Annotated in this window: 16 protein-coding genes; 9 read left to right on the top strand and 7 right to left on the bottom strand. The window is 62.4% G+C overall.

The window, feature by feature from the left end; all coding sequences use genetic code 11:
• Positions 1–157: 157 nt before the first annotated feature.
• From AMC88_RS24505 to AMC88_RS24465, 9 genes are all read left to right on the top strand, one after another.
• Complete coding sequence (locus AMC88_RS24505) at positions 158–970, top strand: DeoR/GlpR family DNA-binding transcription regulator (protein WP_004678031.1); 813 nt, start codon at positions 158–160, stop codon at positions 968–970.
• Positions 971–1,016: 46 nt separating this feature from the next.
• On the top strand, positions 1,017–2,012 hold the full coding sequence (rhaS, locus tag AMC88_RS24500; RefSeq protein WP_012490611.1) for a rhamnose ABC transporter substrate-binding protein: 996 nt from the start codon (positions 1,017–1,019) through the stop codon (positions 2,010–2,012).
• Positions 2,013–2,084: 72 nt separating this feature from the next.
• Complete coding sequence (locus tag AMC88_RS24495) at positions 2,085–3,620, top strand: sugar ABC transporter ATP-binding protein (protein WP_012490610.1); 1,536 nt, start codon at positions 2,085–2,087, stop codon at positions 3,618–3,620.
• 10 nt (positions 3,621–3,630) lie between these two features.
• A complete protein-coding gene (locus AMC88_RS24490; RefSeq protein WP_064826303.1) occupies positions 3,631–4,620 on the top strand; it encodes an ABC transporter permease in 990 nt (329 codons plus the stop codon).
• Positions 4,617–5,627: an ABC transporter permease gene (locus AMC88_RS24485; RefSeq protein WP_064823589.1), complete on the top strand. Its 1,011-nt coding sequence runs from the start codon at positions 4,617–4,619 to the stop codon at positions 5,625–5,627. The genes AMC88_RS24490 and AMC88_RS24485 overlap by 4 nt, the downstream gene beginning before the upstream one ends.
• Positions 5,624–5,944 carry an L-rhamnose mutarotase gene (rhaM, locus tag AMC88_RS24480; protein ID WP_064823588.1) on the top strand — a complete coding sequence of 107 codons (321 nt, stop codon included), beginning with the start codon at positions 5,624–5,626 and terminating at the stop codon, positions 5,942–5,944. Before AMC88_RS24485 ends, rhaM begins: the two co-directional genes overlap by 4 nt.
• Entirely contained in the window at positions 5,941–7,320 is a 1,380-nt protein-coding gene (locus AMC88_RS24475) for an FGGY-family carbohydrate kinase (protein ID WP_064823587.1), read from the top strand. The genes rhaM and AMC88_RS24475 overlap by 4 nt, the downstream gene beginning before the upstream one ends.
• Positions 7,321–7,410: 90 nt before the next feature.
• Positions 7,411–8,169, top strand: a complete 759-nt coding sequence (locus AMC88_RS24470; protein WP_064823586.1) for a fumarylacetoacetate hydrolase family protein — start codon at positions 7,411–7,413, stop codon at positions 8,167–8,169.
• A 134-nt stretch (positions 8,170–8,303) separates the two neighbouring features.
• On the top strand, positions 8,304–9,083 hold the full coding sequence (locus tag AMC88_RS24465; RefSeq protein WP_064823585.1) for an ABC transporter ATP-binding protein: 780 nt from the start codon (positions 8,304–8,306) through the stop codon (positions 9,081–9,083).
• Between the two features lie 10 nt (positions 9,084–9,093).
• On the opposite strand, the gene mmsB is transcribed toward AMC88_RS24465, so the two are convergent.
• The 7 genes from mmsB to AMC88_RS24430 form a co-directional block, all read right to left on the bottom strand.
• The gene (gene mmsB / locus AMC88_RS24460; protein WP_064823584.1) at positions 9,094–9,975 is read right to left on the bottom strand and encodes a 3-hydroxyisobutyrate dehydrogenase; all 882 of its coding nucleotides are present in this window, start codon (positions 9,973–9,975) and stop codon (positions 9,094–9,096) included.
• A 9-nt stretch (positions 9,976–9,984) separates the two neighbouring features.
• Positions 9,985–11,580, bottom strand: a complete 1,596-nt coding sequence (locus AMC88_RS24455; RefSeq protein ID WP_064823583.1) for a GMC family oxidoreductase — start codon at positions 11,578–11,580, stop codon at positions 9,985–9,987.
• A gap of 134 nt (positions 11,581–11,714) precedes the next feature.
• Positions 11,715–12,704 carry a branched-chain amino acid ABC transporter permease gene (locus AMC88_RS24450; protein WP_037144562.1) on the bottom strand — a complete coding sequence of 330 codons (990 nt, stop codon included), beginning with the start codon at positions 12,702–12,704 and terminating at the stop codon, positions 11,715–11,717.
• Between the two features lies 1 nt (position 12,705).
• Positions 12,706–13,593: a branched-chain amino acid ABC transporter permease gene (locus AMC88_RS24445; RefSeq protein ID WP_064823582.1), complete on the bottom strand. Its 888-nt coding sequence runs from the start codon at positions 13,591–13,593 to the stop codon at positions 12,706–12,708.
• Positions 13,594–13,597: 4 nt separating this feature from the next.
• Positions 13,598–14,299, bottom strand: coding sequence for an ABC transporter ATP-binding protein (locus AMC88_RS24440; RefSeq protein ID WP_064819884.1), 702 nt, complete (start codon positions 14,297–14,299; stop codon positions 13,598–13,600).
• Entirely contained in the window at positions 14,299–15,081 is a 783-nt protein-coding gene (locus AMC88_RS24435; protein WP_064823581.1) for an ABC transporter ATP-binding protein, read from the bottom strand. Before AMC88_RS24435 ends, AMC88_RS24440 begins: the two co-directional genes overlap by 1 nt.
• A 5-nt stretch (positions 15,082–15,086) precedes the next feature.
• Complete coding sequence (locus AMC88_RS24430) at positions 15,087–16,292, bottom strand: ABC transporter substrate-binding protein (protein ID WP_064826213.1); 1,206 nt, start codon at positions 16,290–16,292, stop codon at positions 15,087–15,089.
• Positions 16,293–16,582 lie beyond the last annotated feature (290 nt).

The following is a 16,582-nucleotide window of genomic DNA, read 5'->3' as shown; positions in this document are numbered from 1 at the left end:
GCGCCCTTTCGCTCACGGTATCGCGCATCAAAAGTGCGCTTGTCAATCGAAAACGATCAAAATCGATTATGCTGCATCGCAATATGAAAATTTATGATCGTTTGTGATTGACAGCCTTTAACGGATACGAAATAAATATGACGAGAGGAGGAGCCCAATGCACGAACGCGAACGCCATCGCATCATTTTAAGCGCCGTTCAGGAAAAGTCCGTCGTCACGATCCAGGACATTTCCGAATTGACGGAGGCTTCGGAAGCGACAATCCGACGCGATATTGCGGCTCTACACGTGCAGGGCAAGATCCGCCGTGTCCGCGGCGGCGCGGAGGCAGTGCATCCGCCGCAGCTCGGCAATCTTGCCGGCCGGCCTTTCCGGGTTTCAGAATCAGTCAACATCGATAAAAAGCGCGCAATTGCACGCGCCGCCGTCGATCTCTGCGAAGCCGGCGACGCCATCATCATCAATGGCGGCACGACGACCTTCCAGATGGTTCACTATATGGCCGGCCACCGCATGCAGGTCATGACCAACTCTTTTGCCATCGCCGAACATCTGGTGAAGCATTCCAAAAACACGGTAACGGTGCCGGGCGGCGCGATCTATCGCGAGCAGAGCCTGATCCTGTCGCCTTTCGACAATGACGCGATCCGCAATTTTTACGCGCGGCGCATGTTCATCGGCGCGCAGGGCGTCGGCCCGCTCGGCATCATGGAGGCGGATGCCCTCATCATCCAGAGCGAGCAGAAGCTGATGCACCAGGCCGACGAGCTCGTCGTCATGGTTGATTCAAGCAAATTCAATCGCCGGTCGAGCCTCATTCTCTGCCCGCTCGACCGCGTTTCTGTGGTCATCACCGATGACGGGATTTCGGAAGAGGCGGCCCGCATGGTCGAGAATGCCGGCATCCGGCTCGTTGTCGCAAGCCCGGTCGCCCAGCTTGTGAAGGAGGATTCCTCGTCGGTCGCATGAGGCGCCGCCGAGGTGTGGAAGTCTAATCTTTAAGGGAGGAAAGTACATGAAACTCGCAAAGACACTTGCGCTCGGCGTCGCACTCGCCGTCGCGATGATGGCCGGCACCGCCAGCGCCAAGGACATCAAGATCGGACTCGTCGTCAAGTCGCTCGGCAACGGCTTCTTCGACGCCGCCAACAAGGGCGCCCAGGAAGCCGCCAAGGAACTCGGCGGCGTCGAGGTCATCTACACCGGTCCGACGTCGACGACGGCCGAAGGCCAGATCGAAGTCATCAACTCGCTGATCGCCCAGGGCGTCGACGCCATTGCCGTTTCGGCCAACGATCCGGACGCGCTCGTCCCGGCGCTGAAGAAGGCCACCCAGCGCGGCATCAAGGTGATCTCCTGGGATTCCGGCGTTGCCAAGGAAGGCCGCATCCTGCAGCTCAACCCCTCCTCCAACGAACTGATCGGCAAGATGTGCCTGACGCTCGCCAAGGATCATCTGGAAGGCGGCAAGGGTGACTTCGCCATCCTGTCGGCAACAACCACCTCGACCAACCAGAACATCTGGATCGACCAGATGAAGAAGCAGCTCAAGGATTTCCCCGGCCTCAACCTCGTCACCACGGTTTATGGCGACGACCTCTCGGACAAGTCCTATCGTGAAGCCGAAGGCCTCTTGAAGTCGAACCCGAACGTCAAGGTCATCGTCGCTCCGACGACGGTCGGCGTTCTCGCCGCCTCCAAGGTCGTCGAAGACAAGGGCCTCGTCGGCAAGGTCTACGTCACCGGTCTTGGCCTGCCGTCCGAAATGGCCGGCGCGATCAAGTCGGGCGCGACGAAGGAATTCGCCATCTGGAATCCGATCGACCTCGGCTACTCCGCCACCCAGATCGCCTATCGCCTCGTCAAGGGCGAGACCGACGGCAAGCCGGGCAGCGAGATCAATGCCGGCCGCATGGGCAAGATCAAGGTCGGCGACAACGGCGAAGCCGCCATGGCCGATCCCTTCGTCTACAATGCTTCGAACATCGACCAGTTCTCCAAGGTCTTCTGATCCGGAGCAACGTTTAAAAGCCCGGCGGCCGACGGTCGCCGGGATTTCCCATTCGACACTGGTAGAAATCTGATGAACGCCGCCTTTCAACAACCCGTCACGGACAACAAAACCGGCGACGCGCCCGCCCTTCTGGAAATGCGCGGCATCTCCCAGATCTTTCCTGGTGTGAAGGCGCTCGACAATGTCAGCATCGCGCTTCATCCCGGCACGGTGACGGCGCTGATCGGCGAAAACGGCGCCGGCAAATCGACGCTCGTCAAGATCCTGACCGGCATCTACAGGCCGAACGAAGGCGAGATCCTGGTCGATGGCCACCCGGTGACCTTTGCCAGCGCCCAAGCCGCGATCGATGCCGGCGTTACCGCCATCCATCAGGAAACCGTGCTTTTCGACGAGCTGACGGTGGCAGAAAACATCTTCCTCGGCCACGCGCCGCGCACGCGCCTGCGCACCATCGACTGGCAGACGATGAACAGCCGGTCGAAGACGCTCTTGACGGCGCTCGAAAGCAATATCGACCCGACCATCCGGCTCAAAGACCTCTCGATCGCGCAGCGTCACCTGGTGGCGATCGCGCGCGCTTTGTCGATCGAGGCCCGCATCGTCATCATGGACGAGCCGACCGCCGCCCTTTCCCGCAAGGAAATCGACGATCTCTTCCGCATCGTCCGGGGCCTGAAGGAACAGGGCAAGGCGATCCTCTTCATCAGCCACAAGTTTGACGAACTCTACGAAATCGCCGACGATTTTGTCGTCTTCCGCGACGGCCGCGCCGTCGGCCAGGGGAGCCTCAAGGAAACGCCGCAGGACGAGATCGTCCGGATGATGGTCGGCCGTGACGTCGAGAACGTCTTTCCGAAGATCGATGTCGCCATCGGCGGCCCTGTGCTCGAGGTCGAAAAATACTGCCATCGCACCGAATTTCGTGATGTTTCCCTGACCCTGCGCCGGGGCGAAATTCTCGGTATCTACGGCCTGATCGGTGCCGGCCGATCGGAACTTGCTCAATCGCTCTTCGGCATCACCAAGCCGCTGTCGGGCAGGCTGACGCTTGAAGGCCGGGAAATTTCGATCAATTCACCACACGACGCCATCAAGGCCGGGATCGTCTACGTGCCGGAGGAGCGCGGCCGCCACGGCCTGGCGCTGCCGATGCCGATCTATCAGAACATGACGCTGCCGTCGCTGGCGCGCACCTCGCGCAAGGGCTTTCTCAAGGCGGCGGAAGAATTCGCACTTGCCCGCAAATATGCCGAGCGGCTGGATTTGCGCGCCGCAGCCCTCTCCGTGCCGGTCGGCACCCTGTCGGGCGGCAACCAGCAGAAGGTCGTCATTGGCAAGTGGCTCGCCACCATGCCCAAGGTCATCATACTCGACGAGCCGACGAAGGGCATCGACATCGGCTCGAAGGCCGCCGTGCATGGCTTCATCAGCGAACTCGCCGCGGAAGGCCTGTCGATCATCATGATCTCTTCCGAACTGCCCGAAATCATCGGCATGTCGGACCGCGTGCTGGTGATGAAGGAAGGCCTGTCGGCCGGGCTCTTCGAGCGCGATCAGCTTTCGCCGGAAGCGCTGGTGCGCGCGGCGACCGGAAATGCATGAGGTGATGGGCATGGTCAGACTGATTAGAAAACGCGAAACCCTGCTCTTTGCGATCATCGTGCTGATGATTGCCGTCTTCTCGACGCGAGCCGCCGACTTCGCCACGCCGGATAATCTCGCCGGCATCTTCAACGACACCGCGATCCTGATCATTCTGGCGCTTGCCCAGATGACGGTCATCCTGACGAAGTCGATCGATCTCTCGGTTGCCGCCAACCTTGCCTTTACCGGCATGGCAATCGCGATGATGAACGCCGCATTCCCGGGTCTGCCGCTCGTCGTGCTCATCCTTGCCGCGATCGTGATCGGCGCCGCACTCGGCACCATCAACGGCTTCCTCGTCTGGCGCCTTGAAATTCCGCCGATCGTCGTGACCCTCGGCACCCTCACCATCTATCGCGGCATGGCCTTCGTGCTTTCGGGCGGCGACTGGGTCAACGCGCACCAGATGACGCCGAACTTCCTCTCCGTCCCCCGCGCGCCGATCCTCGGCCTGCCGGTATTGAGTTGGGTTGCGATCATCATCGTCGCGCTGATGTACATGCTGCTGCGCTATAGCCCGTTTGGCCGCTCGGCCTATGCAACCGGCGGCAATCCGACCGCCGCCGTCTATGCCGGCATCGATACCGGCCGGACGAAGTTCTTCGCTTTCGTGCTGTCGGGCGCTCTCGCCGGTCTTTCCAGCTATCTCTGGGTGTCGCGTTATGCGGTTGCCTATGTCGATATTGCCAACGGTTTCGAACTCGACAGCGTCGCGGCCTGCGTCATCGGCGGGATTTCGATTGCCGGCGGCGTCGGCTCGGTCGCCGGCACCGTGCTCGGCGCGCTCTTCCTCGGCGTCATCAAGAATGCGCTGCCGGTCATCGGCATCTCACCCTTCACGCAGATGGCGATATCCGGAACCGTCATCATTCTCGCCGTCGTCTTCAACGCAAGGCGCGAGCGCAATCGAGGCCGCATCATCCTGCGTGACCGCGCAGCAGCGGAGGTCGCAGCATGAGCACCGTTTCTTCAACACCCGAAAAACGGGTCATTCCTGATCGACTCGGCACGCCGTTCAAGCGCATCATGTCGAGCTGGGAAGTGCTGCTCTTCGGTGTCGCCGTCCTGATCTTCATCTTCAATTCTGTGGCCTCGCCCTACTTCCTCGATGCCTGGAACCTCTCGGACGCCACCTTCAACTTCACCGAAAAGGCGATGATCGCCTTTGCCATGGCGCTGCTCGTCATCTCGGGCGAAATCGACCTCTCGGTCGCCGCGATTATCGCGCTCGCCTCGACGGCGATGGGGGCGGCGGCTCAACTCGGCGTCGGCACGCCGGGCCTGGTATTGATCGGCATCGGCACCGGGCTTGCCTGCGGCATCTTCAACGGCGTGCTCGTTTCGGTGCTGAAATTGCCGTCAATCGTCGTCACCATCGGCACGATGAGCCTGTTCCGCGGCATTTCCTATATCGTGCTCGGCGACCAGGCCTACGGCAAGTACCCGGCCGATTTCGCCTATTTCGGCCAGGGCTACGTGTTCTGGGTGTTCTCCTTCGAATTCGTGCTGTTCTTCGTGCTGGCGATCGCCTTCGCCATCCTGCTGCATGCGACGAATTTCGGCCGGCAGGTCTATGCGATCGGCAACAATGATTTTGCCGCCCGCTTCTCCGGCATCCCGGTCGAGCGCGTCAAATTCATCCTCTTCCTGCTGACCGGCGTCATGAGCGGTGTTGCCGCCGTCTGCCTGACCTCGCGCCTCGGCTCGACCCGGCCGTCGATCGCGCAAGGTTGGGAGCTCGAAGTCGTCACCATGGTCGTGCTCGGCGGCATCTCGATCCTCGGCGGCTCCGGCACGATCGGCGGCGTCGTCATCGCCGCCTTCGTCATGGGCCTCGTCACCTTCGGCCTCGGCCTATTGAACGTGCCCGGCATCGTCATGTCGATCTTCATCGGCCTTCTCCTCATCATCACCATCGCCATCCCGATCATCGCTCGCCGCATCAAGCTCATGAGCTCCCGATGACCTTGGAAAAACACGCCTTCAAGATGCAGCTCAATCCCGGCATGGAAGCCGAATACCGCAAGCGGCACGACGAGATCTGGCCTGAGCTCGTCGATCTCCTGCACCAGTCCGGCGCCAGCGACTATTCCATCCATCTCGACCGTGAAACCAACACGCTGTTCGGCGTGCTGACGCGGCCCGCCGACCACACGATGGCAAGCCTGCCGGAGCATCCCGTGATGAAGAAATGGTGGGCGCACATGGCCGATATCATGGCGACGAACCCGGACAATTCGCCCGTTCAAAGCGACCTCGTCACTCTCTTCCATATGCCATGACCGCAACCTTCTATCGCCGCATCGCCGTTCTCGACATCGGCAAGACCAATGCCAAGGTGGTCGTGCTCGACGCTGGGACAGGCGCCGAGATCGCCGTCCTGAAACGGCCGAACGTTACGATCAAGACCGGCCCCTACCCGCATTACGACATAGAGGCCCTCTGGTCCTTCGCGCTCGATGCGCTGAAGAAGCTGGCGCGGGAACCCGGCTTCGACGCCATTTCGATCACCACCCATGGCGCCGCCGCCGCTCTGCTCGGCGGCGATGGGGCGCTCGCCATGCCTGTGATCGACTATGAGCACGAATATCCCGAGGCGATCCGCGATGCCTATACGGCGCTCCGCCCCTCCTTCGGCGAAACCTTCTCGCCGCGCCTCGCGATGGGCCTCAATGTCGGCGCGCAGTTGCACTATCAAAAAAGCGCCTTCCCCGAGGAATTCGCCAAGGTCACTGATATCCTCACCTATGCGCAATATTGGACGGCGCGGCTGACCGGCGTTGCCGCCAACGAGCTGACCTCGCTCGGCTGCCATACCGACCTCTGGAATCCGAAGACCGGCAGCTATTCCTCGCTGGTCGACAGGCTCGGCATCCGCGGCCTGATGGCGCCGATCCGTTCCGCCTTCGATGCGATCGGCCCGGTTCTTCCCGAAATCGCCGCGGAACTCGGCCTTGGCGAAACCGTGCCGGTCTATTGCGGCATTCACGATTCCAATGCCTCGCTGCTGCCGCATCTCGTCCATCGCGAGGCCCCCTTCGCCGTCGTCTCCACCGGCACCTGGGTGATCAATTTCGGCGTCGGCGGCGATCTCGATCATCTCGATGCCGAACGCGACGCGCTCGCCAATGTCGACGCCTACGGCCGGGCCGTTCCTTCCTCGCGTTTCATGGGCGGGCGGGAATTCGAGATCCTTTCGGCCGAGATCGGCCCTGTCGATGAAAAAGCTGCCCAGGCGGCGATCGGGCCGGTCATCGACAAAGGTATGATACTGCTGCCCAATATCGCTCCCGGTTCCGGCCCTTTTCCGGGAAAGACCAGCCGCTGGATCGGTGCTGAAGATGCAAGCCGCGCGGAACGCCATGCTGCTGCCTGCCTCTATCTCGCTTTGATGACCGATGCCTGCCTCGGACTGATCGGCGCCAAAGGCCCCATCATCGTCGAGGGGCCTTTTGCCCTGAACGAAACCTATCTGAAGCTGCTTGCCGCCGTTGCCGGCCGCGAGGTCACGGCCCTTCCCGGCACGACCGGCACAAGCCAGGGTGCGGCCCTTCTGACCGGCATCCGGCCGGTATCAGGCGCCGAAACGCACGTTCCCCCGGCCGAGATCGCGGGGCTCGGCGCTTATCGCGATCGCTGGTACGCGGCGATAGAATAAGCGCTTTCCCCCAAGAACGGCCGAAGACCCACTTGTTCATTGCTGCTCTGCCGTTAGTGTGCCACCTCGAAATCAGCTCGAGGAGACAGCATGACAGAGGCATTCGATCCGCGCGCGCTCGCAGCCCGGCTTCACAATCTGCGCCAGGCCGGAAGACAGGAGGAAACCGGCACTTTCCCGCTGCCGGCCGATCTGCATCAGGCGATGGAGGCGCAGAATTTCCTGACTGCGGCCGACGGCATTTCCAGCAATGCCTGGAAGGTGACGGTTTCGCCGCAGGGTCAGGCGGTCACCGGTCCGCTGCATCCCTATGCCGAGGCCGTCTCGGGTGCTGATATTCCCTGGCATCCGGGCATGAAATTCGAGACCGAGATCGCCGTGCGTCTCGGCAAGGATCTGCCGGTCCGCACCGGCACTCCCTATAACCGCGCCGACGTGGTCGAGGCGATCTCCGCTGCCTATCTTGGCGCCGAGCTACTGGTCAGTGCGGTCAGGGAAAGCGGCAGCGTCTCCTTCCTGCTGTTTACGTCAGACCGCCTCGGCAATAGCGGCTATGTGCTCGGCCCAGAGCTCGACAAAAGCGTGGTCGATACCGCCGGCGGCACGCCGCTCAAGGTCACCCATGCCGGCCGCACGATCTATGATGGTCCGGCCCAGCATCCGAAGGGCGACGTTCTCACCTGGCTTGTCGAGTATGCCAATGACGGCTTGCGGCCCGAGACATCGCTGAAGGCCGGCGCGCTCATCACCACAGGCACGTTGAGCGGCGCGGTCGTCCTGACCGAACCCGGCGAGATCGACATCCTGTTCGGCGATGCCGGGCTGAATTTCTCGGTGTCAGAGGGTTGATTGGACGCCGGTCCTCCGCCGGCCGATTTCAACCGCATGCCGAAGCGTAAGTTGACAATTCCGGTTTAGTTTTGCAGGGAAAGGGAGGGCTCACCCTCCCGAGCCCGTTCGCAGCGCCGAACCTGGAGCAGACCATGTCTTCGCCTTTCCTTGCCCTGTCGGCAATCGAATATGCCCTGGGGCCAAAATCCATCCTGCATGGTATCGACCTGACGCTGGAGCAGGGCCGAATCTACGGCTTGGTGGGGCCGAACGGCTCAGGCAAGAGCACGCTCTTGAAGATCATCGCTCGCCAGGCCGCGCCGAAATCCGGCACCATCGCCTTCAATGGCCGGGCGGCCGGTGATTGGGGTGCCCGCGAATTTGCCCGGCACGTCGCTTACATGCCGCAATTCACGCCGGCGACCGACGGAATGACCGTGCGCGAACTCGTGTCGCTCGGTCGTTTTCCCTGGCACGGCACGCTCGGCCGCTTCAAAGCAACCGATCGCAACATGGTCGAGGAAGCGATCGCCCGCACCGAGCTCGAGGATTTCGCCGATCGTCTCGTCGCTAACATGTCCGGCGGCGAGCGTCAGCGCGCCTGGATCGCCATGATGCTCGCCCAGAACGCCCGCTGCCTGCTGCTCGACGAACCGACATCAGCACTCGACCTCGCCCATCAGGCAAGCGTCCTGTCGCTGGTCAAGGAACTCAGCCACGAACGCGGGCTGACCGTCGTCATCGTGCTGCACGATATCAACCTCGCCGCACGCTATTGCGATGCGATCGTCGCGCTCAACCGCGGCCGGATCACGGCCGAAGGCACGCCCGCCGAGATCATGCAGGCCGACAAGCTGCAGTCGATTTTCGGCGTCGGCATGGGCGTCTTTCCCCATCCGGTGCGAAACGAGCCGGTCAGCTATCTCTTATAGGTCTCGGCGCTCATGCCTTTTCCCGGAACATCTCGATAATCGCCGAAAAATCCCTGCCGCCATTGCCCTGTTTCTCGAACAGCGCAAAAAGCTGGGCCGCTTCCGCGCCCATCGGCGTCGACGCGCCGCTGGCCAGCGCCGCCTCCTGCGAGAGCTTCAGATCCTTCAGCATCAGCGCTGCGGCAAAGCCCGGTTTGTAGCCGTTATTCGCCGGCGAGGTCGGCACCGGGCCCGGCACCGGGCAATAGGTATTGATCGACCAGCACTGGCCCGATGAGGTCGAGGCGACGTCGAACAGCGCCTGATGCGAAAGGCCGAGCTTTTCGGCAAGCACGAAGGCTTCGCAGACGCCGACCATCGAGATGCCGAGGATCATGTTGTTGCAGATCTTCGCCGCCTGGCCGGCCCCCGCCTCGCCGCAATGGACGATCTTCTTGCCCATCGCCTCGAGGATCGGCTTGCCCTTGAGGAAGGCCTCATCCGAGCCGCCCGCCATGAAGGTCAGCGTGCCGGCGCTCGCCCCGCCGGTGCCGCCGGAGACGGGTGCGTCGAGCGACAGGCAGCCTGCGGCCTTGGCCATTTCATGCGCCTTGCGGCTGCTCTCGACGTCGATGGTGGAGCAATCGATGACCAGCGTGTCCTGCGCCGTCGACTGCAGGATGTCGGTCCAGGCCGTCAGCACATGCCTGCCCTGCGGCAGCATTGATATGACGATCTCCGCGTCCTTGACGGCCTGGCTGACATGGCTTGCGGGCTTGACGCCGCTCGCCTCCGCCGCCTTCAGCACCGAAGCCGCTAGATCGAATCCGAGGACCTCGTGACCCGCCTTGACGAGATTGGCCGCCATCGGCCCGCCCATGTTGCCAAGCCCGATGAATGCGATCCTTGCCATGGTCTTCTCCTATCGATTGTCTTCGAGGATCATCGCCGCCGCCTTTTCGGCGATCATGATCGTCGGCGAATTGGTGTTGCCCGAGGTGATCGACGGCATCACCGAAGCGTCGGCGATCCTCAGCTTACCGCACGCCCGGAACCGCAGCCGGGGATCGACGACGCTCTCCCTGTCGGCACCCATGCGGCAGGTGCCGACGGGATGGAAAATCGTCGTGCCGATATCGCCGGCCGCGCGCTCCAGATCGGCCTCGGTCTGATAGCTGGGGCCCGGCTTGAACTCTTCCGGCCGGAACCTCGCAAAGGACGGCTGCGCGACGATCTTGCGTGTCAACCGTATCGAACGGACAGCTATGTCACGATCGCGCTGCGTCGAGAGGTACTTTGGGCTGATCGTCGGCTGCGCGGCAAAATCCGGGCTCGACAGGTGCACCGTACCGCGGCTTTCCGGCCTCAGATTGCAGACGCTCGCGGTGATCGCCGGGAAAGGATGGACGGGGTCGCCGAATTTTTCGAGCGAGACCGGCTGCACGTGATACTGTAAGTCCGGTGTTTCGCGGTCCGGACCCGAGCGGGTAAAGATGCCGAGCTGGCTCGGCGCCATCGCCATCGGCCCGGAGCGGCGGACGAGATATTCGAGCCCGATCGCCGCCTTGCCGATCAGCTTTGTCGCCTTCTCGTTCAGCGTCGGAACGCCGGTCACCTTATAGGCCAGACGCAGCTGCAGATGGTCCTGCAGGTTCTCGCCGACACCCTTGACCTCGGTGACGACATCGATGCCCGCCCGCTGCAGCACATCACCCCTGCCGATGCCGGAGAGTTCCAGGATATGCGGCGAGCCGATCGAACCGGCCGAAAGGATGGTTTCTCTGCCCGCATAGGCGCGTTTCGCCACGCCCTGGTGCTGGAATTCAACGCCGGCGACCGACCCCTCCTCCACCAGCAGCCGCCGGACCTGCGCCTTGGTCAGCACTGTCAGGTTCGCGCGCTTGCGCGCCGGGCGCAGGAAGGCCTTCGAGGTGTTCCAGCGAATGCCGGAACGCTGGTTGACGTCGAAATAGCCGGAACCCTCATTGCTGCCGCGGTTGAAATCCACCGTCTCGGGAATGCCGGCTTCTCTCGCCGCCTGTTGGAAAGCGTCGAGCACGGCCCAGCGCACCCGCGCCTTTTCGATGCGCCATTCGCCGCCCGCGCCATGCATCTCGTCTTCGCCGCGATAAAAATCCTCGGACTTGCGGAAGTAGGGCAGAACATCGTCCCAGCCCCAGCCGGCGCAGCCCATCTGCCGCCAGAGATCGTAATCGCGCGCCTGGCCGCGCATATAAATCATGCCGTTGATCGAGGAGCAGCCGCCGAGAACCTTGCCGCGCGGGTAGCTGAGCGCCCGGCCGTTCAACCCCGCTTCCGGCGCCGTGGTGAAACACCAGTCGGTGCGCGGATTGTTGATGCAATAGAGATAACCGACCGGGATATGGATCCAATGGTAATTGTCGCTGCCGCCGGCTTCGAGCAGCAGCACCCGGCTCCTGTCATCGGCCGACAGCCGGTTGGCGAGCACGCAGCCGGCGCTGCCCGCCCCGATGATGATATAGTCGTAACGATCCATGTGCCCTGCACGAAGCTCCCGATGCTTGCCGCTCCCTCTCCCCGCAGGACGGGGAGAGGGACAATCGCAGCGCCGCCGCCCGCCCCTTCTTCCGGGAGAAACAGGCTCTTCCCGGGAAAGAGAGGTCCGCCCGTTCAGCGGCGATAGACGAAGCCCAATTTCCGCCCCAACCGGGAGGCGTAGAATTCGCCGATGATGCCGCGGCGGAAGATCAGCACGCAGACCATGAAGACGATGCCGGTGATGATCGTCACCGGGAATTCCGAGGTGGCGAGGTAGTTTTCCAGCGCCACCACCAGCCCGGCGCCGAACAGCGGGCCGATCAGCGTGCCGATGCCGCCGAGCAGTGTCATCAGGATCACCTCGCCCGACATCTGCCAGGCGACGTCGGTCAGCGTCGCGAACTGGAAGACGATCGATTTGACCGCGCCGGCGAGCCCCGCAAGTGCTGCCGACATGACGAAAGCGCCGAGCTTGTAGCGGGCGACGGAATAACCGAGCGAGATTGCCCGCTGCTCGTTCTCGCGGATCGATTTGAGGATCATGCCGAAAGGCGAATTGATGAAGCGCCAGATAATCAGGATACCAACGAGGAAAACGGCCAGCACGAAATAATACATGTTGGTCGAGTTGTTCAGGTCGATGAAACCGAAGAGATGGCCGCGCGGCACCGACTGGATGCCGTCCTCTCCCTCGGTAAACTTCGCCTGCAGGCAGAAGAAAAAGAACATCTGCGACAACGCCAAGGTGATCATCGCAAAATAGATGCCCTGGCGGCGGATGGCGAAGAAGCCCATGACGAGCCCGAGAAACGCAGCACCCGCGACGCCGATCAGGATTCCCAGCTCCGGCGGCAGGCCCCATGATTTCACCGTATAGGCGGTGAAATAGGCCGCACCGCCGAAGAAGGTGGCGTGACCGAAGGACAAGAGGCCGGTATAGCCGAGCAGCAGATTGAAGGCGCAGGCAAAAAGCGCGAAGCAGAGCAGCTTCATCAGGAAGATCGGATAGAAGAAGAAGGGCGCGAGCAGCAGGAGCAGCAGGCCTGCGAGCAGGAAGCCGGCCTGGACCGAGAGGGCGGTTCGACTCTTTTCGGTGCGGATGGTGTCGGTGATGTCAGCCATGTCAAGCATCCCGGCCGAAGAGGCCCGCGGGCCTGATGAGAAGCACGATCGCCATGATGACGAAGATCACGATGTTGGAGGCCTCGGGATAGAAGACCTTGGTCAGGCCCTCGGCGATGCCGAGCACATAGCCGGTGATGATCGCACCCATGATCGATCCCATACCGCCGACCACGACGACGGCAAAGACGACGATGATCATGTTCGAGCCCATCAGCGGCGAGACCTGGTAGATCGGCGCCGCCAGCACGCCGGCAAAGGCGGCGAGACCGGCGCCGAGCGCGTAGGTCAGCGTCAGCAGCACCGGCACGTTGACGCCGAAGACCTGCACCAGCACGGCATTTTCGGTGGCGGCCCTGAGATAGGCGCCGAGCTTGGTCTTCTCGATCAGCAGCCATGTGCCGAGACAGACGACGAGGGAGACGACCACGACCCAGCCGCGATAGATCGGCAGGAACATGAAGCCGAGGTTCGCCCCGCCGGCAAGGGCTGCCGGCGTCGCATAAGGCTGGCCGGACGAGCCGTAGAGGTAGCGGAAGGTGCCTTCGACCGCGAGCGCCAGCCCGAAGGTGAAGAGCAGGCCGTAAAGCGGATCGAGATCGTAGAGCCGGCGCAGGAACAGCCGCTCAACGATCGCCCCGGCAAAGCCGACGATGACGGGCGCCAGGATCAGCGACGGCCAGTAGCCGATACCGGCATAGGTGAGCAGCAGATAGGCGACGAAGGCGCCGAGCATATATTGCGCGCCATGGGCAAAGTTGATCACCCGGAGCAGGCCGAAAATGATGGCGAGGCCGAGGCTGAGCAGCGCATAGAACGAGCCGTTGATCAGACCGATCAACAGCTGGCCGAGCAGCGCCTGCAGGGGAATGCCGAAGATCATCGTCATCTGGTCATACTCCCAGAACCTTGTGCAGCGTATCCATGCGCTGCGGCAGTTCGCCGACCGGGAATTCCGACACCATCTGCCCATGATCCATCAGATAGAAGCGATCGGCAATACGGCTGGCGAAGCGAAAGTTCTGCTCGACGAGCAGGATCGTCATGCCGCGTCCTTTCAGTGTCTGCAGCACCTCGCCGATGCGCTGGACGATGACGGGGGCGAGCCCCTCCGTCGGTTCGTCGAGAATGAGCAGCCGGACACCGGTGCGCAGGATCCGGGCGATCGCCAGCATCTGCTGCTCGCCGCCTGAGAGTTTGGTGCCGGGGCTGGTGCGGCGCTCGTAGAGATTGGGAAAGAGTTCGTAGATCTCGTCGAGCGTCATGCCGCCCTTCGCTACGACAGGCGGCAGCAGCAGGTTTTCCGACACAGTCAGCGTCGAGAAGATGCCGCGCTCCTCCGGCACGAAGCCGATGCCGCGATGTGCCGTCTTGTGCAGTGGCACCTGCATCATGTCGCTGCCGGCAAAGCTGATCCGGCCCTTGCGGGTCCGCACGATGCCGGTGATGGTGCGCAGCGTCGTCGTCTTGCCGACGCCGTTGCGGCCGAGAATGGTGATCGTCTCGCCTTCGGCCACGCGCATGTCGACGCCGTGCAGGATGTGGCTTTCGCCATACCAGGCGTTCAGTCCCTGGACTTCGAGGAGATCGGCCATCAATGCTCCTCCGTGCCCATATAGGCGACGCGCACCCGCTCGTCCTGGCTGACCGTGGCATAATCGCCCTCGGCAAGAATCTCGCCACGCTGCAGCACCGTCACCTGCTGGCAGATATTGGCGACAACGGAGAGATTGTGCTCGACCATCAACACCGCCCGGTCGCGGGCGACATCACGGATGATCCCCGAGACGACGCCGACATCCTCCAGCCCCATGCCGGCCATCGGCTCGTCAAGCAGCAGCACTTTCGGATCGAGCGCCAGCGTCGTGGCGATCTCCAGCACGCGCTTGCGGCCATAGGAAAGATCGGCGGCGATATGATCGCGCTCCTTGGAAAGCCCGACGCTGGCGAGCAACTGCTCGGCCCGTTCGTTCAGCCGGTCGAGCGCCGAAAGCGGCCGCCAGAACTGGGTGGAAAGATTGTTCGGCCGCTGCAGCGCCACCCGCACATTGTCGAGAACGGAGAGATGCGGGAAGACCGCCGAGATCTGGAAGGAGCGCACCAGCCCCATGCGCGCCACCCTGTCGGGCGGCGTGTGGGTGATGTCGGTGCCCATCAGGGTGATCGTGCCCGCCGTCGGCTGCAGGAACTTGGTCAGCAGGTTGAAGACCGTGGTCTTGCCGGCGCCGTTCGGGCCGATCAGCGCGTGCACGCTCGCATCATGCACGTCGAGATCGACGTTCTTGACAGCGGTGAAGCCGCCGAAATCGCGGCGCAGGCCGCGGGCGGAGAGCACCACCCGCGGCTTTTCCTGCGTTTCAATCGCGGAAACCGCCATCGCGCTTACTTCACCAGATCGCAGCCGCTCTTGGCGGGATCGATATAGGCTTCCTTGCCGGGAATGGTGGCGAGCACGTTGAAGTAATCCCACGGCTCCTTGCTGTCGGCCGGCTTCTTGACCTGCAGCAGATACATGTCGTGGATCATCCGGCCATTGGCGCCGACCGTGCCGCCGCGGCCGAAGACGTCATCGACAGGCATTTCATGCAGCGTTTTGGCGACGGCTTCCGTCTCGTCGGTACCGGCCTTCTGCACCGCCTTCAGATATTGCGTCACTGCCGAATAGGTGCCGGTATGGATCATGTTCGGCATCTTGCCGGTGCGGGCGAAGAATTTCTTGGCGAAGGCGCGGCTTTCGTCGTCGCGGTTCCAGTAAAAACCTTCCGTCAGCGTCAGGCCCTGCGCCGCCTCGAGCCCGAGACCATGGACTTCGGCAAGCGTGAAGAGCAGCGCCGCCAGATGCTGGCCGCCCTGGGTGATGCCGAATTCGGCCGCCTGCTTGATGGCGTTCGAAGTATCGAGGCCGGCATTGGCAAGGCCGATCACCTTGGCGCCTGATGATTGCGCCTGCAGCAGGAAGGACGAGAAGTCCTGGGTCGACAGCGGATGGCGGACGGCGCCGACGACCGTGCCGCCGCTCGCCTTGACATAGTCGGTGGTCTGCTGCTCCAGCGAATAGCCGAAGGCATAGTCGGCGGTCAGGAAGAACCAGCTGTCACCGCCCTGCTTGACCAGTGCGCCGCCGGTACCGACCGCCAGCGCATGCGTGTCGTAGGCCCAGTGGAAGCCGTAAGGCGAGCAGGCCTTGCCGGTCAGATCCGTCGTCGCCGCACCGGTGACGATGTCGATCTTCTTCTTTTCCTTGGCGATCGCCTGCACCGCGAGCGCCACCGACGAGGTCGTCAGTTCCATGATCGCGTCCACCTGCTCGGTGTCGTACCACTGGCGGGCGATGTTGGAGGCAATATCCGGCTTGTTCTGGTGATCGGCATCGACGATCTCGACGGGAACGCCCAATACCTTGCCGCCGAAATCCTCGACCGCCATCTTGGCGGCCTCGACGGAAGACTTGCCGCCGAAATCGGCATAGACGCCCGACTGGTCGTTCAGAATGCCGATCTTGACCTTGCCGTCAGTCGCGCTCTGCGCGAGCACCGTTGTGCTGCTGGCGAGCAAAAATGCAACGGACGCGATGAGATTCTTTCGCATATTCTCTCCTCCCAGAGATTAGCCGGATTACCGATCTGTTCAAATTTGGCCGGTCGCACTCCTCAGAACGACGGGCCCTCGTCTTACGATCATGGAAATTCTCCCCTGAGGCAACGGGTGGTTTATAACTAATTCCAAACAGTATCTGTTCATTTTTGCACAGAAGGAGAGCTGCACAATGTCGATCCAAGCCTCAGGAAGCGCAAGAAGTGAGCGCTCAGCGGTAGAATTAGGGCGGTTTCGAGGGTTGTGCAGGGATGGCGGCGTTAGACGAAGGACCAATCATCTAT

The organism is Rhizobium phaseoli (assembly GCF_001664385.1).
GTDB lineage: Bacteria > Pseudomonadota > Alphaproteobacteria > Rhizobiales > Rhizobiaceae > Rhizobium > Rhizobium phaseoli.
The sequence above is the reverse complement of the archived record's forward strand: the minus strand, read 5'-3'. Positions and strand labels throughout refer to the sequence as shown.

What these genes read in the sequence shown, in the direction of transcription:
- AMC88_RS24505 (WP_004678031.1), top strand. Translation starts at nt 158, where the DNA reads ATGCACGAACGCGAACGCCATCGCATCATTTTAAGCGCCGTTCAGGAA.
- rhaS (WP_012490611.1), top strand. Translation starts at nt 1,017, where the DNA reads ATGAAACTCGCAAAGACACTTGCGCTCGGCGTCGCACTCGCCGTCGCG.
- AMC88_RS24495 (WP_012490610.1), top strand. Translation starts at nt 2,085, where the DNA reads ATGAACGCCGCCTTTCAACAACCCGTCACGGACAACAAAACCGGCGAC.
- AMC88_RS24490 (WP_064826303.1), top strand. Translation starts at nt 3,631, where the DNA reads ATGGTCAGACTGATTAGAAAACGCGAAACCCTGCTCTTTGCGATCATC.
- AMC88_RS24485 (WP_064823589.1), top strand. Translation starts at nt 4,617, where the DNA reads ATGAGCACCGTTTCTTCAACACCCGAAAAACGGGTCATTCCTGATCGA.
- rhaM (WP_064823588.1), top strand. Translation starts at nt 5,624, where the DNA reads ATGACCTTGGAAAAACACGCCTTCAAGATGCAGCTCAATCCCGGCATG.
- AMC88_RS24475 (WP_064823587.1), top strand. Translation starts at nt 5,941, where the DNA reads ATGACCGCAACCTTCTATCGCCGCATCGCCGTTCTCGACATCGGCAAG.
- AMC88_RS24470 (WP_064823586.1), top strand. Translation starts at nt 7,411, where the DNA reads ATGACAGAGGCATTCGATCCGCGCGCGCTCGCAGCCCGGCTTCACAAT.
- AMC88_RS24465 (WP_064823585.1), top strand. Translation starts at nt 8,304, where the DNA reads ATGTCTTCGCCTTTCCTTGCCCTGTCGGCAATCGAATATGCCCTGGGG.
- mmsB (WP_064823584.1), bottom strand. Translation starts at nt 9,975, where the DNA reads ATGGCAAGGATCGCATTCATCGGGCTTGGCAACATGGGCGGGCCGATG.
- AMC88_RS24455 (WP_064823583.1), bottom strand. Translation starts at nt 11,580, where the DNA reads ATGGATCGTTACGACTATATCATCATCGGGGCGGGCAGCGCCGGCTGC.
- AMC88_RS24450 (WP_037144562.1), bottom strand. Translation starts at nt 12,704, where the DNA reads ATGGCTGACATCACCGACACCATCCGCACCGAAAAGAGTCGAACCGCC.
- AMC88_RS24445 (WP_064823582.1), bottom strand. Translation starts at nt 13,593, where the DNA reads ATGACGATGATCTTCGGCATTCCCCTGCAGGCGCTGCTCGGCCAGCTG.
- AMC88_RS24440 (WP_064819884.1), bottom strand. Translation starts at nt 14,299, where the DNA reads ATGGCCGATCTCCTCGAAGTCCAGGGACTGAACGCCTGGTATGGCGAA.
- AMC88_RS24435 (WP_064823581.1), bottom strand. Translation starts at nt 15,081, where the DNA reads ATGGCGGTTTCCGCGATTGAAACGCAGGAAAAGCCGCGGGTGGTGCTC.
- AMC88_RS24430 (WP_064826213.1), bottom strand. Translation starts at nt 16,292, where the DNA reads ATGCGAAAGAATCTCATCGCGTCCGTTGCATTTTTGCTCGCCAGCAGC.